The sequence below is a fragment of the Ilumatobacter fluminis genome (genome assembly GCF_004364865.1).
In the GTDB taxonomy this organism is placed as follows: Bacteria; Actinomycetota; Acidimicrobiia; order Acidimicrobiales; family Ilumatobacteraceae; genus Ilumatobacter; species Ilumatobacter fluminis.
In genome coordinates, this window is sequence record NZ_SOAU01000001.1 from 1,471,456 (window position 1) to 1,493,501 (window position 22,046).

The 22,046-nt window shown below is 69.1% G+C and carries 20 protein-coding genes; 12 read left to right on the forward strand and 8 right to left on the reverse strand.

Annotated features, from left to right (window positions below; genetic code table 11):
• Window positions 1-139: 139 nt before the first annotated feature.
• From BDK89_RS06610 to BDK89_RS22370, 5 genes are read left to right on the forward strand one after another with little or no spacing between them, the layout of a single operon-like run.
• Window positions 140-1,399 (forward strand): FAD-dependent oxidoreductase, encoded by a 1,260-nt coding sequence (locus tag BDK89_RS06610; RefSeq protein WP_133868193.1) that lies wholly within the window; start codon window positions 140-142, stop codon window positions 1,397-1,399.
• A gap of 11 nt (window positions 1,400-1,410) precedes the next feature.
• On the forward strand, window positions 1,411-2,283 hold the full coding sequence (sigJ, locus tag BDK89_RS21685; protein WP_166657427.1) for an RNA polymerase sigma factor SigJ: 873 nt from the start codon (window positions 1,411-1,413) through the stop codon (window positions 2,281-2,283).
• A gap of 22 nt (window positions 2,284-2,305) precedes the next feature.
• Complete coding sequence (locus BDK89_RS06620; protein ID WP_133868195.1) at window positions 2,306-3,112, forward strand: amidohydrolase family protein; 807 nt, start codon at window positions 2,306-2,308, stop codon at window positions 3,110-3,112.
• 31 nt (window positions 3,113-3,143) lie between these two features.
• Window positions 3,144-3,860: an NUDIX hydrolase gene (locus BDK89_RS06625; RefSeq protein WP_133868196.1), complete on the forward strand. Its 717-nt coding sequence runs from the start codon at window positions 3,144-3,146 to the stop codon at window positions 3,858-3,860.
• A gap of 14 nt (window positions 3,861-3,874) precedes the next feature.
• Window positions 3,875-4,231 carry a hypothetical protein gene (locus BDK89_RS22370; protein ID WP_243839113.1) on the forward strand — a complete coding sequence of 119 codons (357 nt, stop codon included), beginning with the start codon at window positions 3,875-3,877 and terminating at the stop codon, window positions 4,229-4,231.
• A gap of 87 nt (window positions 4,232-4,318) precedes the next feature.
• On the opposite strand, the gene BDK89_RS06635 is transcribed toward BDK89_RS22370, so the two are convergent.
• Window positions 4,319-5,140 carry a hypothetical protein gene (locus BDK89_RS06635; RefSeq protein ID WP_133868197.1) on the reverse strand — a complete coding sequence of 274 codons (822 nt, stop codon included), beginning with the start codon at window positions 5,138-5,140 and terminating at the stop codon, window positions 4,319-4,321.
• A 96-nt stretch (window positions 5,141-5,236) separates the two neighbouring features.
• On the opposite strand from BDK89_RS06635, the gene BDK89_RS06640 reads away from it, so the two are divergent.
• Complete coding sequence (locus BDK89_RS06640) at window positions 5,237-6,856, forward strand: acyl-CoA synthetase (protein WP_166657429.1); 1,620 nt, start codon at window positions 5,237-5,239, stop codon at window positions 6,854-6,856.
• A gap of 54 nt (window positions 6,857-6,910) precedes the next feature.
• Here the strand turns inward: BDK89_RS06640 and BDK89_RS06645 are convergent, their stop codons facing one another.
• The 5 genes from BDK89_RS06645 to BDK89_RS06665 all read right to left on the reverse strand — a co-directional run bounded on the left by BDK89_RS06645 (window position 6,911) and on the right by BDK89_RS06665 (window position 15,014).
• Window positions 6,911-7,885, reverse strand: coding sequence for a helix-turn-helix transcriptional regulator (locus tag BDK89_RS06645; RefSeq protein ID WP_133868198.1), 975 nt, complete (start codon window positions 7,883-7,885; stop codon window positions 6,911-6,913).
• Window positions 7,882-8,685, reverse strand: a complete 804-nt coding sequence (locus BDK89_RS06650; protein ID WP_133868199.1) for an ABC transporter permease — start codon at window positions 8,683-8,685, stop codon at window positions 7,882-7,884. The genes BDK89_RS06645 and BDK89_RS06650 overlap by 4 nt, the downstream gene beginning before the upstream one ends.
• The gene (locus BDK89_RS06655; protein ID WP_133868200.1) at window positions 8,682-9,707 is read right to left on the reverse strand and encodes an ATP-binding cassette domain-containing protein; all 1,026 of its coding nucleotides are present in this window, start codon (window positions 9,705-9,707) and stop codon (window positions 8,682-8,684) included. The genes BDK89_RS06650 and BDK89_RS06655 overlap by 4 nt, the downstream gene beginning before the upstream one ends.
• Window positions 9,708-9,928: 221 nt before the next feature.
• Window positions 9,929-11,698 (reverse strand): proline--tRNA ligase, encoded by a 1,770-nt coding sequence (locus BDK89_RS06660; protein ID WP_133871003.1) that lies wholly within the window; start codon window positions 11,696-11,698, stop codon window positions 9,929-9,931.
• 52 nt (window positions 11,699-11,750) lie between these two features.
• Entirely contained in the window at window positions 11,751-15,014 is a 3,264-nt protein-coding gene (locus BDK89_RS06665) for a bifunctional proline dehydrogenase/L-glutamate gamma-semialdehyde dehydrogenase (protein ID WP_133868201.1), read from the reverse strand.
• An 85-nt stretch (window positions 15,015-15,099) separates the two neighbouring features.
• Here BDK89_RS06665 and BDK89_RS06670 point away from each other — a divergent pair, with 85 nt between their 5' ends.
• Window positions 15,100-15,798: an AraC family transcriptional regulator gene (locus BDK89_RS06670; protein ID WP_166657430.1), complete on the forward strand. Its 699-nt coding sequence runs from the start codon at window positions 15,100-15,102 to the stop codon at window positions 15,796-15,798.
• Window positions 15,799-15,810: 12 nt separating this feature from the next.
• Here BDK89_RS06670 and BDK89_RS06675 read toward each other — a convergent pair whose 3' ends face one another.
• Window positions 15,811-17,358: an MDR family MFS transporter gene (locus BDK89_RS06675; RefSeq protein ID WP_133868203.1), complete on the reverse strand. Its 1,548-nt coding sequence runs from the start codon at window positions 17,356-17,358 to the stop codon at window positions 15,811-15,813.
• A 69-nt stretch (window positions 17,359-17,427) separates the two neighbouring features.
• Between BDK89_RS06675 and BDK89_RS06680 the strand changes: the two genes are divergently transcribed.
• The 3 genes from BDK89_RS06680 (at window position 17,428) to BDK89_RS06690 (ending at window position 19,571) form a co-directional block, all read left to right on the forward strand.
• Window positions 17,428-18,201, forward strand: a complete 774-nt coding sequence (locus BDK89_RS06680; protein WP_133868204.1) for a phosphate/phosphite/phosphonate ABC transporter substrate-binding protein — start codon at window positions 17,428-17,430, stop codon at window positions 18,199-18,201.
• Between the two features lie 132 nt (window positions 18,202-18,333).
• On the forward strand, window positions 18,334-18,942 hold the full coding sequence (locus BDK89_RS06685; RefSeq protein WP_133868205.1) for a ClpP family protease: 609 nt from the start codon (window positions 18,334-18,336) through the stop codon (window positions 18,940-18,942).
• Window positions 18,939-19,571, forward strand: coding sequence for a ClpP family protease (locus tag BDK89_RS06690; protein ID WP_133868206.1), 633 nt, complete (start codon window positions 18,939-18,941; stop codon window positions 19,569-19,571). Before BDK89_RS06685 ends, BDK89_RS06690 begins: the two co-directional genes overlap by 4 nt.
• 11 nt (window positions 19,572-19,582) lie before the next feature.
• Here BDK89_RS06690 and BDK89_RS06695 read toward each other — a convergent pair whose 3' ends face one another.
• A complete protein-coding gene (locus BDK89_RS06695; protein WP_133868207.1) occupies window positions 19,583-19,921 on the reverse strand; it encodes a helix-turn-helix domain-containing protein in 339 nt (112 codons plus the stop codon).
• Window positions 19,922-20,073: 152 nt separating this feature from the next.
• Between BDK89_RS06695 and BDK89_RS06700 the strand changes: the two genes are divergently transcribed.
• Window positions 20,074-20,679: a ribosome maturation factor RimP gene (locus tag BDK89_RS06700; protein ID WP_133868208.1), complete on the forward strand. Its 606-nt coding sequence runs from the start codon at window positions 20,074-20,076 to the stop codon at window positions 20,677-20,679.
• Window positions 20,676-22,031, forward strand: coding sequence for a transcription termination factor NusA (gene nusA / locus BDK89_RS06705; RefSeq protein WP_243839114.1), 1,356 nt, complete (start codon window positions 20,676-20,678; stop codon window positions 22,029-22,031). Before BDK89_RS06700 ends, nusA begins: the two co-directional genes overlap by 4 nt.
• Window positions 22,032-22,046: the final 15 nt, after the last annotated feature.

Here is a 22,046-nt window from a genome sequence, read left to right on the forward strand (position 1 = left end):
CAGGTGATCTCTGGTAACGGCTCGTTCCTCGCCGTCACCGACGACACCTGACCCCACGCGGTCCTCGCCGTCACCGACGACACCCGACCCCTCGGGGTCCTGTTGTCACGTTTCGGTCGTCGTGGTCGTCGGGGTGGGTATGGAACGTGAGAAGGACACATTCGACGTCGTGGTGGTCGGGGGCGGGCTCGCCGGGCTGGTGGCGGCGGTCACCGCCGTGAACGCTGGGAGTTCGGTGGCGCTGCTCGACGCTCGTTCGTTCGGTGGTCGTGGCCGCTCGGTGAACCGAGATGGGTTCATCCTCAACGAGGGCGGGCACGCGCTCTACCGATGTGGTGGCGGCTGGGACGTGCTCACCTCGCTCGGCGTTCAGCCGCACGGCGTCACCCCGAACGCCGGGAGCTACCGAGTGCTGTGGCACGGCGAGGTCGCACCGCTGCCGACGACTGCGAAGGGCATCCTGACGACACGCCTGCTCGGCGTTCGCTCGAAGGCGAAGTTCGCCGGCTGGTTCAACGACATGGCCGGCACCGCCCACAAGGCGGGCGACGTGAGCCTCGACCAGTGGATGGACGACCAGGGCACCCGCCCCGACCTGCGCACCATGCTCACGGCGCTCGGACGTCTCGTGACGTACGGCGCACGGCCGGGCGACATGCCGGCGTCGGCCGTGCTGGGCCAGTTCGCACTCGGCGGGGGAGTGGCGTATCTGCACGGCGGCTGGCAGTCGATCGTCGACGACCTGACCGACCGTGCCAGAGCCGCCGGCGTCGCCCTGTTCGATCACACCACGGCGACCGGGCTGACCCACGACCGTGACGGCTGGACGGTCGCGACGCCCGATCACACGATCGCCGGCGGTTCGGTCGTGCTCGCCTCCGGAGGTCCGCACGTGGCGGTGAACCTGCTCGGCGACGACCCGGCCGACTGGGTGGAGCGCGCCGGCCCGGCACTGCGGGCCTCGTGCCTCGACGTGGGCGGCACGCGGGGCGACCTCGACTTCTTGCAGGGCACCGACACCCCGATGTACCTGTCGCAGCACGCACCGACGTCGCACACGGCGCCCGACGGTCAGTGGCTCTACTCGGTCATGCGGTACCTCGCCCCCGACGACGACTCGTCGGCCGACGAGAACCGGGCGGCGCTCGAACGTCACGCAGCGATCGCCGGGTTGCCGACGGGCGACGACCGGACGCTCGAGCGCTTCCTCGCAGCGTGCACGGTGACGTGGGGGAGCCCGCAGGTCGGCGTCGCGAGACCGACCGGCATGGAACTCGCCGATCGGGGCCTGTTCGCCGCCGGCGACTGGATCGGCAAGCCGCTGCTGGCCGACGCATCGCTCGTCAGTGGTGCGACCGCTGGTGCCGCAGCCGCGAAGCGTGCGATGGTGACCGTGTGAACGGGGATCGGGTGAGCGACGTCTTCGAAGCAGCACGGGCCCGGCTCACCGGACGCGCCTACCGCATCGTCGGTTCGTTCGCCGACGCCGACGACGTCGTGCAGGAGGCGTGGCTCCGCTGGGACTCGGCCGACCAGGTCGAGATCGACAACGCAGACGCCTGGCTGAACACGGTCGTCTCCCGCCTTGCTATCGACCGGCTCCGTCAGCGCAAGCGGGACGAGGAGCGCTACACCGGCCCGTGGCTGCCGACACCGCTCGTCGAACGGTCGACCGACCCGGCCGACCTGGCCGAGCTCACCGATTCGATGACGTCGGCGTTCCTGATCATGCTCGAGGAACTCACGCCCGACGAACGCGCCGCGTTCCTCCTCGCCGACGTGTTCGGCGACCGCTACGACTCGATCGCAGCGTCGATGGGGCGGACGCCCGAGTCGTGCCGCCAACTCGCCAGCCGCGCTCGCCGGAAGGTGCGCGCCGCCGAGCAGCGTCGGCGGGATGCAACGGCGGCGTCGAACGACTTGGCACGCCGCTTCATCACCGCGCTGGCCACCGGCGACGAAGCCGAGGCGGTCCGCTGCCTGGCGCCGGAGGCGGTCTACCTGAGCGACGGCGGCCCCGACCATCGTGCGGCCCGGAGACCGGTGCGGGAGCCGGCGCGGATCGTCCGACTGCTGATGAACCTGTGGCGACGGTTTCCCGAGTCGTGGACGTTCGAACCGGCCCTCGTCGGTGGCTTTCCCGGGCTCGTCATCGAGATCGGCGACGAGGTCTCGTCGGTAACCGGCGTCGAAGTCGTCGACGGCCGGATCGTCCGCATCACCAGCATCCTCAACCCCGACAAGCTCGTCACCATGAACCGCCCCAGAAACACCCTGGAGTAGCGACGCCGATACCGTGGCCGGCATGACGATCGATGCCTGGGCGCAGCACCCCACGCTGCGGCACGCGACCGACCCGATCTTCGACTCGCTCCGCCGGTGGACCCGCAGCGAGGCCCCGACCGAGGAGCTGCCGGTTTCGCTCACCGTCGGTGTGATGGACCAGGGCGGGGTCGACCAGGCACTCATCAGCGCCTGGTACAAGCCGAACGTCACGATGATCTCCAACGACGACGTCGCCGGGTTCGTCGAGCAGGCACCCGATCGGCTCGTCGGCGTCGGCTCGGTCGACATCACCAAGCCGATGGACGCCGTGCGCGAGATCCGCCGCTGCGTCGACGAGCTCGGCTTCGCGGCCATCCGGGTGCTCCCGTGGCTGTGGGAGGTGCCGCCCACCGACGCCCGCTTCTACCCGATCTACGCCACGTGCGTGGAGCTCGACGTGCCCTTCTGCACCCAGATCGGCCACACCGGCCCGCTCATGTCGTCCGAGGTCGGGCGGCCGATCTACCTCGACCGGGTGGCGCTCGACTTCCCCGAGCTGCGCATCGTCGCCGGCCACATCGGCTACCCCTGGACCGACGAGGCAATCGCCGTCGCGACCAAGCACGAGAACGTCTTCATCGACACGTCTGCCTACACAGCGAAGCGGTACCCGTCGCAGCTCGTCGACTACCTGCGCTCCAATGGGCGCACCAAGGTCCTGTTCGGCACGAACTACCCGATGATCACGCCGGCCAAGTGTCTCGAACACCTCGACGACCTGGGTCTCGACGACGAGACCCGCCGGCTGTTCCTCCACGACAACGCCGCCCGCGTCTTCAAGCTCTGACGCGACCGGGAGCGTCGCTTAGGTTGGTCGCATGCGGATCGACGTGATCGACCAGCCCGACGCCGAGGTGCCGGCCCGTCCGGCGGCGACGTTGGTGCTGGTGCGGGACGGCGACGGCGAACTCGAGGTGCTCATGATCCATCGGGGCGCCGAGACCGCGTTCGGTGGGATGTGGGCGTTCCCCGGCGGCGGCATCGAGGACGACGACATCCCCGCCGGAACCGAGCCCGACCCGCTGCCGGCGGCCCGCCGTGCGGCGGTGCGCGAGACCCAGGAGGAGATCTCGCTGACGGTCGATCCCGACTCGCTCGTGTTCTGGAGCCACTGGCTCCCGCCGGGCAAGAACGCCCTCTCGCCGAAGCGGTACTCGACCTGGTTCTTCGTCGCGGAAGCGCACGACGGCCACGCCGACCACGTCATCGACGTCGACGGCAACGAGGTGCACGCCCACCAGTGGGTTCCACCGGCCGTCGCCCTCCACATGCAGGAACGCGGCGAGATCCTCATCGCCCCGCCCACCTACGTCACCCTCACCCAACTCGCCCGCTACGGCGACGTGGTATCAGCACTGGCTGCCGCCGATCCTCGCTACTTCGCCACCCACATGCTGATGGACGGTGATACCCGGCTCTGCCTCTGGGAGGGCGACGCCGCGTACGGCCTCGACGACCACACGATCGACGGGCCTCGCCACCGGCTCGCGATGGACGAGGTCAACGGGTGGCGCTACTTCAACACCGTCGGGTGAGGCAGAATCGTCCCATGTCGACCGCGTCCATCCGCTCCCGCTGGTCGGTCGGATCGATCGACTCGGTCGCCTCGGTCGGATCCATCCGTTCGCTGAACTCTGCAGGGTCGATCCTGTCGATCGGTTCGGCGGGTTCGATCCTCTCCATCGGTTCGGCCGGCTCGATCCTGTCGATCGGTTCGGCCGGCTCGATCCTGTCGATCGGTTCGGCCGGCGGCATCCTGAGCCACTGCACCGACGGCGAGATGCTGCACGCCAACGGGGAGCGGATGACCGCCGCCCAGGTCGTCCGACATGTCGCCGTGCTGGCCGCCGCCGGCGTCGCCGTGGCGGCGCTGGTGTCGGTGGCGGCCGAGCTCCTGACCGACTGAGTCCGTTGCGGAGCCGGGGTCAGGTGATCTCCGGTAACGGCTCGTTCCTCGCCGTCACCTGCGACACCTGACCCCATGGGGGTGTCTTTAGCTGCGGAGGGAGTCGGTGGGGCCGATGGCGAAGTGGGGGTTCAGCCTCGGGTCGATGAGGCGAAGGGTGGCCACGAGGTCGTCGTACTGGAGCGACACGCAGCCGCTCGTCGGCTTCGGGACGCCGTTCGAGTAGTAGCTGTAGCGGTGCAGGAAGATCGCCGCCGCGTACGGGATCTCACCGGGCTCGTCGCCCGAGATCGGGTCGAGGTTGGCGCCGATCACGGCGGCGTGCGAGTACGACTCGGTGATGCCGGCCAGCCATTCGTCGTCGGGACCGGGGCAGCGGTAGTCGTTCACCAGGTGCTGGTACCTCGCCGTGTTCTTGGTGGCACCCCAGCAGTCCTCCGGCTTCACGTCGCGGTAGGGGACCAGCACGCCGGGGTCGGCCGAGTTGCCGAACATCGAGAACACCTCGCCGTCCCACGCCGTCACCTCACCGAGCGGGAACACGCCGGCCGGCGTCGTCCCGTCGCCCGACCGCCGGTCGATCAGCGGCCGGGTGCCCGACCGTCCGTACATCGCATCCATCGCGCCCAACTGGCAGAGCCAGGTGCCACCCTCGCCGCGGGCGGCGACCTCGACCGTCCCGGTCGTGTCGCCCCAGTCGTCGGTCGCCATGACGATGAACTGGTCGACGTCGGGATGGTCGGCCGAGAGCGCCTCGACCGTCGTCAGGTCGCACTCGGCGGCCGGGTCGTGCTGCACTCCGCGATCGGCCACTTCGGTCGCCTCGGCACCGGAGCCCGCCTCGAACGCATCGGTGACCGCTCCCCACACCGCGGCGATCGCAGCAACGACGAGGGCAACCAAGCGCATCCGCCCAGCCTACGGACCGAAGCCTCACGACCCGGGTCGCCCGCGAAACGAGTCTGACTCGGCCCGGCTCCGGCGACGGTGCTACACAGCACCTCTATGGGGAATGTGGGGAACTGGAATTTCGCTGATCTGTGGGAGGTCGTCGCCGACGAGCTGCCCGACGCACCGGCCGCGATCCACGGTGATCGACGGATCACCTGGGCCGACTTCGACCGACGTGCCGACGGCGTCGCCAAGACGCTGCTCGACGCCGGACTCGAACGGCAGCAGGCGTTCGCGCAGTACCTCTACAACTGTCCCGAGTACATGGAGTCGATGTTCGCCGGCTTCAAGGGAGCGTTCGTCCCGGTCAACACGAACTACCGCTACACCGCCGACGAGCTGCTCTACCTGTGGGACAACGCGGACGCCGGCGCCGTCGTGTTCCACGGCTGCTTCGTCGACACGATCGACCCGATTCGCGAGCAACTCCCGAAGGTGAAGGTCTGGCTCTGGGTCGACGACGGATCGGGCCCGTGCCCCGACTGGGCCATGCCGTACGAGGACGCCGCCGCATCGGCCACCGAGCGCACGATCCCCGACTGGGGACGCACCGGCGACGATCTCAACATGCTCTACACCGGCGGCACGACCGGCATGCCGAAAGGCGTCATGTGGCGCCAGGACGATCTCGCCGTCGTGCTCACCGCGACCCTCGGCAACCCACTCTCCGACGAGGGATCGGCCGCCGACCGGCGCGGCACCTACAACCAGCCGGGACGCAGCTTCCTGCCGGCGTGCCCGCAGATGCACGGCACCGGCAACTTCCCCGGCCTGTCGGCACTGACCGATGGCGGCTGCATCGTGACCCTCACCGACCGCCACTTCGACCCGGTCGAACTGCTCGACACGATCGAACGCGAAGGTGTCAACGTCATCTCGATCGTCGGCGACGCGTTCGGTAAGCCGATCCTCAAGGCGCTCGACGCCAACCGCGGGCGCTGGAACCTCGCCAGCCTCGTCGGCATCACCTCGAGCGGCGTGATGTGGTCGAAGGAAGTGAAGCAGGGCCTGCTCGACCACCACCCCAACATGCTCCTGCTCGACGCCTTCTCCTCGAGCGAGGCGCTCGGTATGGGCTCGTCGATCTCGGGCATGGGCCAGACCGCCGAGACCGCCAAGTTCGAACTCACCGAGAACTCGATCGTCATCGACGAGAACGACGAACCGATCGCCGCCGGTTCGGGCGAGATCGGCCGCCTGGCCGTCGGCGGTCGTCAGCCACTCGGCTACTACAAGGACCCGGAGAAGTCGGCCCGTACCTTCCTCCACATCAACGGTGGGCGGTACTCGTGCCCGGGCGACTTCGCCACCGTCGAGGACGACGGCACGATCACCCTGCTCGGCCGCGGCTCGGTGTGCATCAACACCGGTGGCGAGAAGGTCTTCCCCGAGGAAGTCGAAGAGGCTTTGAAGCGGCACCCGGCGGTGCTCGACGCCGTGGTCGTCGGCGTGCCCGACGAGAAGTTCGGTGAGGCCGTCACCGGCGTGGTCGAACCCCGCGAGGGCGAGTCGATCGACGAGTCGGCGCTGATCGCGCACGTCCGCGAAACCCTCGCCGCCTACAAGAGCCCGAAGCGGATCGTCGTCGTCGACACGATCGGCCGGGCCCCCAACGGCAAGGTCGACTACAAGCGCCTCAAGGCCGAAGCCACCGAAACCCTCGGGGTCTCGTAGTCACTGCGAGCCGGGTCGGGTGATCTCCGGAAACGTCGACTCCGTCGCCGTTCCCTACGACACCCGACCCGTGTTGGTGGACAGGTTGCGCACGGCGTCGGTGAGCCTCGTCCTGACCTCGGGCGGAGCGTCGACCACGTCGACGGTGAAGCTGGTCGCGAGGATCGCGACCATGCCGGCGAGCCACTCGAGCGATTCTGCCGTCAAGCGCATCCTCGTCCGCCCGTCGGGCTGGGCGGTGAGGTCGCCTCGGAACCAGTGCGCCAGCCGATCGATCTCGTCGGGCTGACCACCGAGCACGACGACCGCCTCGTGCTGTTCGGTCACCGCCCGGAGGCCGGCCGCCACGAAATCAGCGGCACTCTCCCCGGGCAGCGCCAGCTCGTCGAAGCGAGCCCCGGCCAGCTGCGGCTCGACCATCCGGTCGACCCGGAAGGTCCGCCAGTCCTCGCGGCGGCAATCCCACGCCACGAGATACCAGCGATGTCCGACCGACACGAGCTGGTACGGACGGACGAGACGGCTCGACTCCTCACCGTCCTTGCGGGTGTACCCGAACCGCACCTCCTCGCGGTCACGGCACCCCTGCGCGAGCACCGTCAACCACGCCGCCCGCACCGTCTGCTGCGGCACCCACCGCAACACCTCCACGTTCGAGTGGAGGGCGTCCACCCGCCGGCGCAACCGATCGGGCAACACCTGATCGAGCTTCGCAAGCAACCGCACCGTCGTCTCGTCGATGCCCTCGATCGATGCACCTGCAGCAGCCCGCAGCCCGACCGACAAGGCAACGGCCTCGTCCTCGTCGACCAACAACGGCGGCACCGCCGCCCCGGCAGCCAGCTGATACCCACCGTCGACGCCCGGCGCCGCATCGACCCGGTACCCCAACTCGCGCAACCGGTCGACATCGCGCCGCACCGTCCGCGCGCTCACCCCGAGACGATCGGCGAGCTCGATACCCGACCAGAAGCGGTGGGTCTGGAGCAAGGCCAACAGGGCGAGCGTGCGGGCGGTCGGGTCGCTCATCCGCGGCGCACCCTCCCTCGCAACGCCGCCATGCACATCGACATGCTCAGCGCACCGACGGCGACGATCGCCACCACGGCCCACAACACGTCGACCGTCCAGCCGTCGATCGCCAGCGCACGCATCCCCTCGAGGATGTACGTGACCGGGTTGAACGTCGCAACGACGTCGAGCCAACCCGACAACTGCTCACGAGGGACGTACGACGTCGTCAGGAACAGGAACGGGAAGAACAGCAGGAACATCGACTGCACCGCCGCCGGATTGCCCGTCTTGAGCGCCACCGCATAGCCGAACCCGGCGAACGCCAGGCTCCAGAACGCCGCCGCCGAGATGAACACGACGACGCCGATCACCCCCGTCTCGAAGCCGGCACCGAGGATCAGCCCGAGCACGAGGATCGGCACGGTCAGGCACGCGGCGACGAACACGTCGGCGACGAGATGACCGAGCAGGATCGCGCTCCGCTTCATCGGCGTCATCAGCAGTCGGTCGAAGTAGCCGTTCTGCACGTCGAGCACCAGGGCAGGCGCTCGCGACACACCGGTCACTCCGAGCAGGATCGCGGTCGGCATCTGGAACGCCGTGTAGTCGAACCCGCCGATCGCTCCCTCGGTCAGTCGTTCGAGCGTGGCGATGTTCACCACGAAGAAGAAGATCGCGATGAACACCGGCGGGATGACCGCCTCGAGGTCGCGTGGCACGGCCCGCAGAGCGCGGCCCGCGATGGTCGTCACGTCGTGCACGAATCCGGTCGGTCGGGCACGGATGGTGGACGGGGTCGTCGAGATCGCGGTCATCGCGCCGCTCCTTCCTGCTCGTCGTGTGCGTGCTCGAACTCGTCGTGCTGCATCCGGTTGCCGGTCATCTCGAGGAACACGTCGTCGAGCGTCGGCGTGCGCAGCGTGAGGTCGCGCAACTCGACCCCGGCGTCGGCCAGCGCCACGGCGACCGGACCGACCTTGGCGGCACCGTGCGTCGTGGCGAGCACCAACTCGCCGTCGGTCGCGTCGACTACCTCGAGATCGTCGATCGACTCGACCGCTGCCACCGCATCGGACGCGGCCCCGTCGATGCGGGCGATCACCAGGTCGGCGCCGACCTGTCGCTTCAGTTCGGCCGGCGTGCCTTCGGCCACCAGACGGCCACCGTCGATGATGCCGACCCGATGGGCCAACACGTCGGCCTCCTCCAGGTACTGGGTGGTGAGCAGGATCGTCATGCCCAGCTGTTCGTTCAACGTTCGCACCTCGTCCCACACCCTCGCCCGGCTCACCGGGTCGAGGCCGGTGGTCGGCTCGTCGAGGAACAACACGTCGGGGTTGTGTACCAGCGCCGCTGCCAGATCGAGCCGGCGGCGCATCCCGCCCGAGTAGGTACCGATCGGACGCTCGATCGCCTCGCCCAGATCGATCATCTGCGTCAGGTCGGCGACGCGTCGGTCGACCTCGTCGCGGTGCAACCCGTAGAGGCGGCCCTGCAGTCGGAGCAACTCGATGCCGGACTGCTTCGGGTCGAGCGCAGCCTCCTGGAGCGCCGCTCCGATGCGGAGGCGGACCTCGTTCGGCTGCTCGGTGACGTCGAAGCCGGCCACGGTGGCCGAACCGCCCGTCGGCCCGAGCAGGGTGCAGAGCATGCGGACGGTCGTCGACTTGCCGGCACCGTTGGGGCCGAGCAAGCCGTAGATCTCGCCGGTCCGGATCTCGAGATCGATCCCGGCGACGGCGTCGAACTCGCCGAAGCGTCGAGCGAGCCCGCTGGTGGTGATGGCGGCAGTGCCTGGTGGCGCCGCCGACGGGGACTGCTGGGTGGTGGTGTGCATGTCCACATCGTCCACCCTATTGCGGCCAGATCATGACCGTGATCAAGAAGAACCGGGTCGGGTGTCGTCGGGAACGGCGACGGAGTCGACGTTTCCGGAGATCACCCGACTCCGGTGATGACGGTGCGAGCGCGGGTCGGGTGATCTCCCGAAACGCCTCGGCTGCGCCTCGGCGTTCCGTCCGACACCCGACCCGGCTGAGTGATGCGCCGCGGCGGGGGTTACAGGAGGGTCGTGATGTGGGGGACGACGTCGGCGAGGGGCATGTCGACGCGTTCGCCGGAGCGGCGGTCCTTGACCTCGACCAGGCTCTTGCTCGGGTCGTCGGCGTCGATGCCGCGCCCGCACACGACGATCGTCGGCACGCCGATCAGCTCGGCGTCCTTGAACCGCACGCCGGGCGACACGCCCTCACGGTCGTCGAAGAGCACACGGGCACCGGCGGCCTCCATCTCGGCAGCGAGCTGCTCGGCGGCCGGACGCTGCGGGCCGCCTTCCTTGCCGGCGATCACCAGATGCACGTCGGCCGGCGCGACCTCGCGCGGCCAGACGAGGCCCGAGTCGTCGTGGTTCGTCTCGGCCAGCGCGGCAACGGCTCGCGACACACCGATGCCGTACGAACCCATCGTCACGGTCACCTGCTTGCCGCTCTCGTCCTGCACCTTGAGGTCGAGCGCCTCGGCGTACTTGCGACCCAGCTGGAAGATGTGGCCCATCTCGATGCCGCGAGCGATCTCGACGTCGCCACCGCAGTTGGGGCACGCGTCGCCGTCCAGCACCTCGGCGGCCTGGATCACACCGTCGGCGGTGAAGTCTCGGCCGGCCGTCAGGTTCATCACGTGCTTGCCGTTCACGTCGGCACCGGTGATCCACTGCGTGCCCTCGACCACACGAGGGTCGAGGAGGTAGCGGATGCCCGACGCGCTCTCGCTCCCGAGCACGCCCGGGCCGATGTAACCCTTCACCAGGGCCGGGTTCGCGGCGAAATCGGCCTCGTCGAACGGCTCGACCTCGGCGGGGGCGACCTGCGCCTCGAGCCGCTTCTGGTCGACCTCGCGGTCGCCGGGTACACCGATCGCCAGCACCTCGCTGCTGCCGTCGGGGTGGCGCAGCTTGACGACCACGTTCTTCAGTGTGTCGGCAGCGGTCCACTCCCGGTCGGCACGACGCAACTCGTCGCTCCCGTTGAAGAAGTCGACGAGCGTCTGGATCGTGGGCGTACCGGGCGTGTCGCAGACGACCGCGTCGGCCAGCCCGTCGAGCGGTACCGCCGGGGGAGCGGGCACCTCGACCGCCTCAGTGTTGGCCGCGAAGTCGCACTTGGTGCACCGGATGAACGTGTCCTCGCCGACGTCGAGCGGAGTGAGGAACTCCTCCGATGCAGAGCCGCCCATGGCGCCCGACATCGCCGACACGATCACGAACGGCAGACCGAGCCGCTCGAACGTCTTGATGTACGCCTCGCGGTGGCGATCGTACGAGCGCTGCAGGCCCTCGTCGTCGACATCGAAGCTGTACGAATCCTTCATGACGAACTCGCGGCCGCGCAGCAGTCCGGCGCGGGGACGCGCCTCGTCGCGGTACTTCGTCTGGATCTGGTAGATCGACAGCGGCAAATCCTTGTACGACCCGTACAGACCCTTCACCAGCAGGGTGAACATCTCCTCGTGGGTGGGGGCCAGCAGGTGGTCGGCGCCGTGTCGATCCTGGAGCCGGAACAGGTTGGGGCCGTACTCGACCCAGCGTCCCGACGCCTCGTAGGGCTCTTTCGGCAGGAGCGCAGGGAAGTGCACTTCCTGGAAACCGGCGGCGTCCATCTCTTCTCGGACGATCCGCTCGACGTTGCGCAGCACGATGAAGCCGAGCGGCAGCCACGTGAAGCCGCCGGGCGCGGCACGGCGGATGTAGCCGGCGCGCACGAGCAGCTTGTGCGACGGCACCTCGGCGTCGGAGGGGTCGTCGCGCAGGGTCCGCAGGAACAGATTCGACATTCGCAGCACGCTGCGACGATACCGGTCGCCCGTGACGGGCCGGTGGGTGCGTTCAGCCAAGGTCGCCCTCGGGCAGCCGACCGTGGCGGTGGAGCGTCCGCGACACCGCCTGCTCCTGAACCCACTTCACCAGTTCGACCCGGCCGTGCCCGCTCGGAGCGGTGGTCTCGAACCACACGCCCGAGTCGACGAGCGACCGGAGCAACCCGTCGTCGGGCGGCACCAGCAACCGGACCCGGTCGTCGGGACGGAGCGCCGACCCGAAGCTCGCCTCGTCGACGACACGAGCGTCCGACTCGACGAGGGGCACGCCCGTCACCACCGACGCGACGCGGCAACGCTCGAGCATCTCGGGCCGTGTCCCGTCGTGGCGCGCGATCACCCGGGGCACCGGGCGGTAGCGCAAGATGTTCGACTCGGCTCGCAGCCCGCTCGGGTCGTGCTCCTGCGAGAACTCGGTTGCCCACGCGGTCTCGTACGAGGCCCGTACCCGGTCGATCGGCCAGTCGTCGTTGATCCGGGCGAACTGCAGCAGATAGTTCGGCCCGCCGGCCTTCGTGCCCGGGCCGACCGACGATCGCTTCCACCCGCCGAACGGCTGCCGCTGAACCACGGCGCCGGTCGTGCCCCGGTTCACGTAGGCGTTGCCGACCTCGACTCGTTCGACCCACCGCTCGATCTCGGCGGGGTCGAGCGAATGGATGCCGCCCGTCAGGCCGAACAGTGAATCGTTCTGCACCTCGATCGCATGGTCGAGGTCGTCGGCCCGCACCAGTCCGAGTACCGGACCGAAGCACTCCGTGCGGTGATACCAGCTCCCCGGCTCGACGCCGAGACGGACACCCGGCGACCACAGCCGACCGCTGTCGTCGAGTCGACGCGGCTCGACGAGCCATTGCTCGCCCGGCTCGAGCGAGGTGAGTCCGCGCAGCAGGGGCCCGGACGGGGGAGCAATGACCGGCCCCATCATCGTCGCCCGGTCCGACGGCCAGCCGACCCGCCAGCTCGTCACCGCATCGCGTAGACGCCGCCGGAACTCGGGGTCGTCGTACACCGAGGCCTCGACGATCCCGAGACTCGCCGCCGAACACTTCTGACCGGCGTGCCCGAACGCCGACTGGACGAGGTCGGCGATCGCGAGGTCGAGGTCGGCGGCGGCAGTGATCACGAGCGCGTTCTTGCCACTCGTCTCGGCGAAGAGCCGCAGGTCGGGCTTCCACGACCGGAACAGATCGGCCGTTGCCAGCGAGCCGGTGAGCACGATCGTGTCGATCCCGTCGTGGGTGACGAGGTGCTGTCCGACGGGACCGTCCTCGCACACCACCAGCTGCACCACGTCGTCGGGGACTCCCGCCTCGTGCAGCTGCTCGACCAGGGTGGCGGCAACCCGCACGGACTCGGGCGCCGGCTTGAGGATCACGGCGTTCCCGGCGGCGAGCGCGGCGAACACGCCGCCGGCAGGGATCGCGTACGGAAAGTTCCAGGGCCCGACGACCGCCACGACGCCTCGACCGGTCACGGCCACACCGTCGGTGCGAAGCGATGACAGCAGCGACTGGCCCGGACCGGCGTAGTACTCGGCGAAGTCGATCGCCTCGCTCACTTCGGGATCGGCTTCGTGCATCGTCTTGCCGGTCTCGTCGGCCATCACCCGCACTGTCTCGAACCGTCGACGCCGCATCACGGCCGCCGCAGCCCGGACGACCCGGCGCCGTTCGTCGTCGCCGAGTCGGGACCACCGGTCGAACCCGTCGGCTGCGCGACCGGCCGCTCGATCGATCGACTTGGTGTCGGTGAACGCAACGATCTCCGGCTCGGGCACCGTGGCCGTTCCGATCCCGTCGCGCACCGACGGGTCGGTCACGTCACTGTCGGGCTCGTTCCGGAAGGTCGCCTGATCGGCGCCCGGTAGCGGCACTCGCCGTCGTGCGCGACCCACCATTGACCGCTCGGCCACGGCCGTCCTGAACCTGCGCTCCTGCTCGCACCACGCCGGCGAGTCGACGACGAGATCGAACGAGGCCCGCAGGAAGTTCTCGGGCTGTGTGTTCTCGTCGAGGCGGCGCGACAGGTAGGCGATGCTGGCGTCGATGTCCTCCCGGGCGACCACCGGTGCGTAGAGCAGCAGGTCGCCGACCTCGGCGAGCACGGCCCGGGCCTGGGCCGGCGACATGCCCTCCAACATCTCCAGGTCGATGCGCCCGCGAGCACCCGCCGCGTCCGCGACCACCAGTGCCCACGCGATGTCGAACACGTTGTGGCTCGCCACGCCGACCCGCACGGCGTCACCCCACCCGGGTCGGAGTGCCGACTCGAGCATTGCCTTGAAGCTCGCATCGACCTCGGCCTTCGTCGTGTACGGGGCCTGCTCCCACCCGTGCAGTTCGGACTCCACTCGCTCCATCGCCAGGTTGGCGCCCTTCACCAATCGCACCTTGATGTGGCCGCCTCCTCGCGCCTGTCGTGCAACCGCCCATTCCCCCAGTCGCTCCAACGCCTCGTGCGAGTCGGGAATGTATGCCTGCAGGACGATCCCGGCGTCGATGCCGACGAACTCGTCCTCGTCGAGCACCCGCATGAACGAGGCGAGCGACAACTCGAGATCTCGGTACTCCTCCATGTCGAGGTTCACGAACGTGACCGGATCGGCGTTCGTCGCCGTGCGGTACACGGTCCGAAGTCGTTCGGCGATCCGGCCGACCGACTGCTCGAACGCGAACGGATCGAGGTCGGCGACCACCGACGTGATCTTGAGCGACACGTAGTCGACGTCGGCCCGCTCGATCCGCGCCAGCACCATCGCGAGCCGCGCGTCGGCCTCGGCGTCGGACAGGATCGCCTCCCCGAGCGGGTTGACGTTCAGCCGAACACCTTGCTCGGCCCGCTTCCGGACGTGGCGTGCGAACGCAGGGTCGTCGGCGGGCAGCACGACCCCGCGCGTCTCGGCGACGATCCGACGGGTCACCAACGGCATGACCATCCGAGGCAACCACGGCGCCACCGTGGCCCCGACCCGCAGGAGCACCCGGTCGATCGGGCCGAGCGCGTTCGACGGGTGTTGTCGGACGATCGACGAGAATCGTCTCGCCGCGCTCCGGTCGTCCTCGATGCGCAGTACCTGATCGGTCAACGCGAACAGCAGCTCCCGCCCGTCCGGGTCGGCGATCAGCCGACCGAGACGATCGCGGCGTCGGCGCTCACCTCGCGTCAGCTCGGCCTCGCCGGCGACCATCAGCCGGCGGGCCAGCGCGACGGCGTCGTCGACCGAAACCTCCCGGTGCGAGACGGTGCGGTCGGCTCGAACGGCATTCCCCATGGGTCCATCGAACCAGCACGGTCTTGTACGGATCCGACGCCCGGGCCGTCGGAAAGATCCTCATCCGTCGGTCAGAATGTGGAACGTGGACCGATCGCTGCGTGCCGTGACCGACGTGCTCGCCACGACGCCGCACGTGATGTTCTGCGTGAAAGACGCCGAAGGTCGCTACCTCGCGGCGAACCGAGCGTTCGCCGAGCGGGCCGGTGTGGCGGGTCCCGGCGACGTGATCGGCCACACCGCACACGACCTGTTCCCGGCCGAGCTGGCCGACCGCTATGTGGCGCAGGACCGCGAGGTTCTCACGTCCGGCCATTCGCTGACGAACGAACTCGAGTTCATCACCCGGCCCGACGGCACCATCGGGTGGTACCTCACCTCGAAGTCTCGTCTCGTGGGTGACGACGGAGAGCCCGACGGGATCGTCAGCGTCTCGGTCGACCTCCGCACGCCCGCCGACGCGGCCGCACCCCACGAGGGGTTGTCGCGGGCGGTCGAGTACGCACGTCGCCACCTCGATGCGTCGACGACCGTCGGTGATCTCGCCGCCGCAGCCGAGATGACGGTCACCCAACTCGAACGGTCGATGAGCCGTGTACTCGGGCTGTCGCCGAAACAGCTGGTGCTCCGGTTGCGGCTCGAACAGGCGCTCGCCGAACTCGACGCCACCGACGACCCGATCGCCGACATCGCACACCGGTGCGGCTACTACGACCAGAGCGCCTTCAACCGCCACTTCCAACGGGTCGTGGGCATGTCGCCCGGCGCCTACCGCCGCCGCTGACGCACCTGAGCGTCACTCGCCGGCTGCAGGTGAGGGGTGTTGCTGTTGCTCCATCGCGTCGGAGATGCCGGCGCGTGCGCGCAACGGTCGCTCGGGCAACAGCAGCGCGACCACGAACCCGAACGCCATCACGCCGGCGCACACCAGGTACACCCGACCGACGCCGATCGCCACGCTGTCGATCACGGCGGTCCGTTCGATGAGCGGGAGCGCCTCGATCTCCTCGGGTGAACGGATCAGATCGCTCGCCTCCTCGGCCGACACGTCGATCCGAGCCGGGATCTCGCTGCGGATCGCCCCGTTGAGGATCGTGCCGAAGACCGCCAACCCGAGCGAGCCGCCGAGCGACCGGAAGAACATGATCGTCGACGTGACCACGCCGAGGTCGCGGAACTCGACGGCGTTCTGGGCGACGATCGACGACGTGGTGAACACCGACGCCATGCCGAACCCGAGCCCGATCATCGGGAAGAACAGTGTGGAGTAGGCGGTGTCGCCGGAGATCCCGGCGATCACGAGCGCGCTCACGACGGCGATCGCGGTGCCGGCGATCGGCCACGGCTTGCACCTGCCGGTCTTCGCGATCAGTCGGCCGATCCCGAACGTGCCGAGCGTGACGCCGATCATCTGCGGCAGCATGCGCAACCCCGATTCGGTGGGCGACACGAACAGCGAGTCCTGGAAGTAGAGCGGCAGGAACTGGCCGGCTCCGAACGCGATCGTGCCGGCGCTCATCCCGATCAGGGTCGCGGTCAGCACCGCCCGATCGGAGAACAGGCGGAGCGGGATGATGGGCTCCTCGGCCCGCTGCTCGATCAGCACGAACGCGAGCGTGGTCAGCAGCCCGACTCCGAACAAGACGAGGACGGGGGTCTCGGTCCAGCCGTCCTGGCCGACCTCGAGTGCGATCATCACGGCGCCGATCGCGATCGACAGGGTCGCCGCTCCCGACCAGTCGATCTTCGCCTTCCGGCGAGGGAACGGCAGCTGGAGTGCCCGCCAGGCAACGGCGCCGGCGAGCAGACCCAGCGGGACGTTGATGAAGAAGATCCACGGCCAGCTGAAGTGGTCGATGATGAAGCCGCCGATCAGCGGGCCGAGTAGGGCGGCACCGACGAACGCGAGCGTGAAGTAGCCGATGTACCGTCCGCGCTCGCGCGGCGGGAGGATGTCGCCGAGGATCGCGAACGCCAGCGCCTGGATGGCGCCCCCGCCGAAGCCCTGGACGGCACGGAACGCGATCAGCTGGTTCATCGACTGGGCGAAGCCGCACAGCAACGAGCCGAAGATGAAGATGCCGAGCGTCGACAAGAAGACGGTCCGACGCCCGTACAGGTCGCTCATCTTGCCGAGGATCGGCGTGCCGATCGCGGCGGTCACGATGTACGACGTGCCGACCCAGGCGAAGCTCTCGAACGCCTGGAACTCGCCGACGATCGTCGGGAGTGCGGTCGAGATGATCGAGATCTCCATCGACGCCAGCAGGACCGACAGCATCAGTGAGCCGAGCACCAACCACAGCTGCCGGTTGGTGAACCCAGGAACCGTCGTACCCCCCACGAGCGGGACCGTACGCCCGCACCCACCCGACCGGCGAGTTGTACGGATGGGTCGGTACGGTGGCTCGGCATGCGGATGATCTCGTACATGTCGCCCGGGTTCCCCGAGGCGCTGTTCGAGGCCGTCGGCGCTGCGGTGGGAGCGACGGTCGACTTCGACAGCCGCACCTCCGGGCCGGCGCCCGGCGCCGATCCGTTCCGAGATGGCACCTACGACCTCGGGTGGGTGTGCTCGACCTCGTTCGTCGATCTCTCGCTGCGCAGCGAGGCGCCCTCGGTGCAGCTCGCCGGGGTCGGCTGGGTGCCCACCGATCCGGATGCCGGCGGCCGGCCGGTCTATTTCGGCGACGTCGTCGTTCGGCCGGATCATCCGGCCGTCGCACTCGCCGACCTGCGCCACTGCCGGATCGGCTGCAACGACGTCGTCAGCCTGAGCGGCTACTACGCCCTACGCCACGCGATCACCGAAAGCGGCGACGACCCGGCGACGTTCGCCGAGCTCGTGTTCACCGGAGGCCATCACGCGTCGCTCGACGCGCTGGTGCAGGGCGAGCTCGATGCCGCCGTCGTCGATTCGGTCGTCCGGACCGGCCGGGCCCGTCACGACGCCGGCGTCGACGGGTTGCGTGTCATCGATCGGCTCGGCCCCTGGCCCGTGCAACCGCTCGTCGCTCGTGCCGGCCTCGATCCGTCCGCCGTCGCGGAGATGCAGGCGGCCGTCTTGGCCCTGAACGACGATCCGGTCGTGCGGGCGATCCTCGCCGACGCCGCGCTCGACCGCTTCGTCGCCACCACCCCCGACCACTACGCCCCGGTCCACGCCGCCTTCGCCCCCGTCGGTTGATGTCAGACATCAACCGACCGACCGATCGTCGGGCTGCCCGCGACCTGGTCGGTTGATGTCTGACATCAACCGACGGTTCTGCCTGTGGCAGAAGGGGGTGGCACGGTCGCAGGCGGGGGTGAAGCTGGCGGCATGACGATCACCGCTGCCCGAACGGTCTCGGACCGGTTGCTCGACGCCCGCATCGTGATGCTGGCCGACGAGGTGTCCGACGAGTCCGCCCACCGACTCGTCTCCGAGTTGCTCGCCCTCTCGGCCGACGACCCACAATCCGACATCTGTCTGTTCATCAACAGTCCGGGTGGCTCGGTGCTGGCCGGCCTCGCCGTGTACGACGTGATGCAGCTCATCCCGAACGATGTCGTCACCGTCGCCACGGGCCTCGCCGCATCGATGGGACAGGTGCTCCTCTGCGCCGGCTCGTCCGGCAAGCGGTTCGCGCTGCCCAACGCCCAGGTCCTCATGCACGAGGGCTCGGCCGGCATCGGCGGGTCGGCCGCCGACGTCGCGATCCAGGCCGACAACCTGGTCGCCACCGTCGACCGGATGCGATCGATCATCGCCCGGCACACCGGCCGACCGATCGGCGAGGTCACCCGAGACGTGGGGCGCGACCGCTGGTTCGACGCCGAACAGGCTCGCGACTACGGGTTCGTCGACGAGGTGGTCGCCTCGCTCGACCAGGTGCTGCCACAGCGCCAGATCCGTCGCATCGGGCTCGCGGCAGGCGGTGCGGCGTGAGCAGCTACACCATCCCGACGGTCATCGAGACGACGGCGAAGGGGGAGCGGGTCACCGACATCTACTCACGCCTGCTCGGCGATCGCATCATCTTCATCGGGACCCCGATCGACGACGGCGTCGCCAACGTCGTCGTCGCCCAACTGCTCCACCTGGCCGCTGCGGCGCCCGAACGCGACATCCAGCTCTACATCAACAGCCCGGGCGGCTCGTTCACCGCGATGATGGCGATCTACGACACGATCCAGTTCGTGCCGTCCGACGTCGCCACCCTGTGCGTCGGCCAGGCGGCGTCGTCGGCGGCGATCCTGCTCGCCGCCGGAACCCCGGGGAAGCGGGCGGTGCTCGAACACGCCCGGATCCTGCTGCACCAGCCCCACACCGAGCTCAGTCGTGGTTCGATGAGCGACCTCGCCCTCGAAGCCGCGGAACTCGAGCGGATCCGCAGCGAGGCCGAAGCGATCCTCGCCCGCCACACCGGCCGGACCCCCGACCAGGTCCGGGACGACACCGACCGAGCGCTGGTGCTCCGGGGCCCTCAGGCCATCGAGTACGGCGTCGCCGACACCGTCCCCGGCCCGGCCGAACTGCCGGCAGCCCACCAGGAGGCACTCCGCCCCGGCGCATAGCGAACGCAGTGTCAGGCGGCGAGGAGCACCATGGCGGAGCCGCCGCCTGCCATCGGGCGGAGGCGTTCTGCGGCGCGCTCGAGCACGTCGGCGAGCGGGAGTTCGAGGGCGTCGCAGATGGCGGCGAGCACGTCGGAACTGACCTCTTTCACGCCCCGCTCGACCTCGGAGAGATAGGGCAGCGACACCGACGCGTCGTCGGCGACGTCGGCCAGGGTGCGCTCCTGATCGAGACGTTCCTCCCGCAGGACGTCGCCGATCACCTCGCGCAGCGGGCGGTCGTGTTCGGCCGGCTCGACCGCCGGGTCCGCATCGGGTCGAACCTTGGGGAATGGGAGCACGTCGGCCATGTCGGAACGCTACCGCACGCCCGCCCGGCGGGGAGTCGCCCCCTGCCGAGAGCACTGGATTCGGGCTATACTCGGATCTCGCTAATTGATTGAGTGATCGATCAAGGCGTGGGCACTGCCCACGCCTTGTTGTGTGAAAGGAGGCGAATTCGATGGGACGAGACACGACCGACACTCCGGTGCTGCGGCGCGTGCGGGCGCTGATCGAACCGATCGCCTCCGACCTCCAACTCGACCTGTACGACCTCGAGCAGCGGGGCGGCACCCTTCGTGTCACCCTCGACACGCCGCCGGGTTCCGAGAGCAGCGTCGACCTCGACCAGCTCGCCCTCGCGACGCGCCTCATCGGCCGTGAGTTCGATCACGACGACCCGATGCCGGGCAAATACACCCTCGAGGTGACGAGCCCCGGCGTCGAGCGAACGCTGCGCACGCCCGCCCATTTCCAGCGTGAGATCGGCAAGGAGCTCAACATCCGCCTCGCCAACGTCGACGCCGAGCAGCGTCGCGTCCAGGGCGTCCTCGTCGCCGCGGACGACACGACCGCCACGTTGCGTGTCGAGGTCGACGGCGAACTCGTCGACCGTGTCGTCCAGCTCGACGACATCGACCGTGCCCGCACCGTGTTCGAGTGGGGCCCGCAGCCCAAGCCCGGCGGCAAGGGCACCGGCAAGGGCAAGAAGAAGAAGCAGGCGGCGAAGAAGAAGCCGGCGAAGCAGTCCGCTCAGCAATCCGTTCAGAAGAAGGAGTCATCGTGAGCAATCTCGACATGGGTGAGGCCATCCGCCTCCTCGCATCCGAGAAAGGCATGTCGGAAGACGACCTGTTGCACGTCCTCGTCGACGCGCTGGCGAGCGCCTACAAGCGTCGCCCCGGCGCCGCCGACGAAGTCGTCGTCGAGGTCAACCCGTCCACGATGGAGTTCTCGTTCACGGCCTACGACCTCGACGAGGACGGCCAGTGGGTCAACGAGCGCGACGACACCCCGAAGAAGGAAGAGCTCGGCCGCATCGCCGCCCAGACGTTCCGTCAGGTGATGTCGCAGCGCATCCGCGAAGTGGAGCGCGATCGCAAGTTCGAGGAGTACGCGAACCGCGAGGGCGACATCGTCACCGGCATCATCCAACAGACCGACACCCGCTACACCCTGCTCGACCTCGGCCGTGTCGAGGCCCTGCTCCCGCAGGCCGAGCAGGTGCCCTACGAGCGCCCCAACCCCGGCGACCGGCAGAAGGCGTACATCGTCGAAGTCCGCAAGACCGCCAAGGGCCCGCAGATCGTCGTGTCGCGGACCCACCCCGGTCTCATCAAGCGGCTGTTCGAGCTCGAAGTGCCCGAGATCGCCGACGGCATCGTCGAGATCAAGGCCTGTGCCCGTGAACCAGGTCACCGCACCAAGATCGCCGTCTGGTCGAACGACCACAACGTCGACCCGGTCGGCGCGTGCGTCGGTGCCCGTGGTGCCCGCGTGCGCATGGTCGTCAACGAGCTGCGCGGCGAGAAGATCGACATCGTGCCCTTCAGCGAAGACCTCGCCGACTTCGTCGCCAAGGCGCTGTCGCCGGCCAAGGTCAACCAGGTCAACATCTCCGAGGACGGCACCGCCGCCGACGTGATCGTGCCCGACCATCAGCTCAGCCTGGCGATCGGCCGTGAGGGCCAGAACGCTCGTCTCGCCGCCCGCCTGACCGGGGTGCGCGTCGACATCCGTTCCGAGACGCAGGTCGCCGAGGGTGTTCCCGCCGGCGGCTACCTCGAAGAGCAGGTCGAGTACGCCGAGGGCGAGTGGCGCGAGAACGCCGAGACCGGCGAGATGGAGTGGCATGCCGCCGACGGTTCGGTCATCAGCCAGTCGGAGTGGGCCGAACAGGAAGAGTCGAGCGACGACGAGACCGGCGACGATGCTGCTGCCGAGTCGAGCGACGACGAGACCGGCGACGACGCCGTTGCCGAGCCGAGCGACGACGAGACCGGCGACGATGCCGTTGCCGAGTCGAGCGACGACGAGCCGGTCGCCGAGGCGACGGCCGAGGCCGAGTCGGCCGACACCGACGAGAGCGACGACGACGAGAGCGGTGACGATGACAACGGAGACGGTGACGACGAGTGATCCTCCGATCCGAAC

Excerpts from the sequence above, each read along its gene's own strand:
- BDK89_RS06610 (WP_133868193.1), top strand. The coding sequence starts at position 140 with ATGGAACGTGAGAAGGACACATTCGACGTCGTGGTGGTCGGGGGCGGG.
- BDK89_RS06620 (WP_133868195.1), top strand. The coding sequence starts at position 2,306 with ATGACGATCGATGCCTGGGCGCAGCACCCCACGCTGCGGCACGCGACC.
- BDK89_RS06625 (WP_133868196.1), top strand. The coding sequence starts at position 3,144 with ATGCGGATCGACGTGATCGACCAGCCCGACGCCGAGGTGCCGGCCCGT.
- BDK89_RS22370 (WP_243839113.1), top strand. The coding sequence starts at position 3,875 with ATGTCGACCGCGTCCATCCGCTCCCGCTGGTCGGTCGGATCGATCGAC.
- BDK89_RS06635 (WP_133868197.1), bottom strand. The coding sequence starts at position 5,140 with ATGCGCTTGGTTGCCCTCGTCGTTGCTGCGATCGCCGCGGTGTGGGGA.
- BDK89_RS06640 (WP_166657429.1), top strand. The coding sequence starts at position 5,237 with ATGGGGAATGTGGGGAACTGGAATTTCGCTGATCTGTGGGAGGTCGTC.
- BDK89_RS06645 (WP_133868198.1), bottom strand. The coding sequence starts at position 7,885 with ATGAGCGACCCGACCGCCCGCACGCTCGCCCTGTTGGCCTTGCTCCAG.
- BDK89_RS06650 (WP_133868199.1), bottom strand. The coding sequence starts at position 8,685 with ATGACCGCGATCTCGACGACCCCGTCCACCATCCGTGCCCGACCGACC.
- BDK89_RS06655 (WP_133868200.1), bottom strand. The coding sequence starts at position 9,707 with ATGCACACCACCACCCAGCAGTCCCCGTCGGCGGCGCCACCAGGCACT.
- BDK89_RS06660 (WP_133871003.1), bottom strand. The coding sequence starts at position 11,698 with ATGTCGAATCTGTTCCTGCGGACCCTGCGCGACGACCCCTCCGACGCC.
- BDK89_RS06665 (WP_133868201.1), bottom strand. The coding sequence starts at position 15,014 with ATGGGGAATGCCGTTCGAGCCGACCGCACCGTCTCGCACCGGGAGGTT.
- BDK89_RS06680 (WP_133868204.1), top strand. The coding sequence starts at position 17,428 with ATGCGGATGATCTCGTACATGTCGCCCGGGTTCCCCGAGGCGCTGTTC.
- BDK89_RS06685 (WP_133868205.1), top strand. The coding sequence starts at position 18,334 with ATGACGATCACCGCTGCCCGAACGGTCTCGGACCGGTTGCTCGACGCC.
- BDK89_RS06695 (WP_133868207.1), bottom strand. The coding sequence starts at position 19,921 with ATGGCCGACGTGCTCCCATTCCCCAAGGTTCGACCCGATGCGGACCCG.
- BDK89_RS06700 (WP_133868208.1), top strand. The coding sequence starts at position 20,074 with ATGGGACGAGACACGACCGACACTCCGGTGCTGCGGCGCGTGCGGGCG.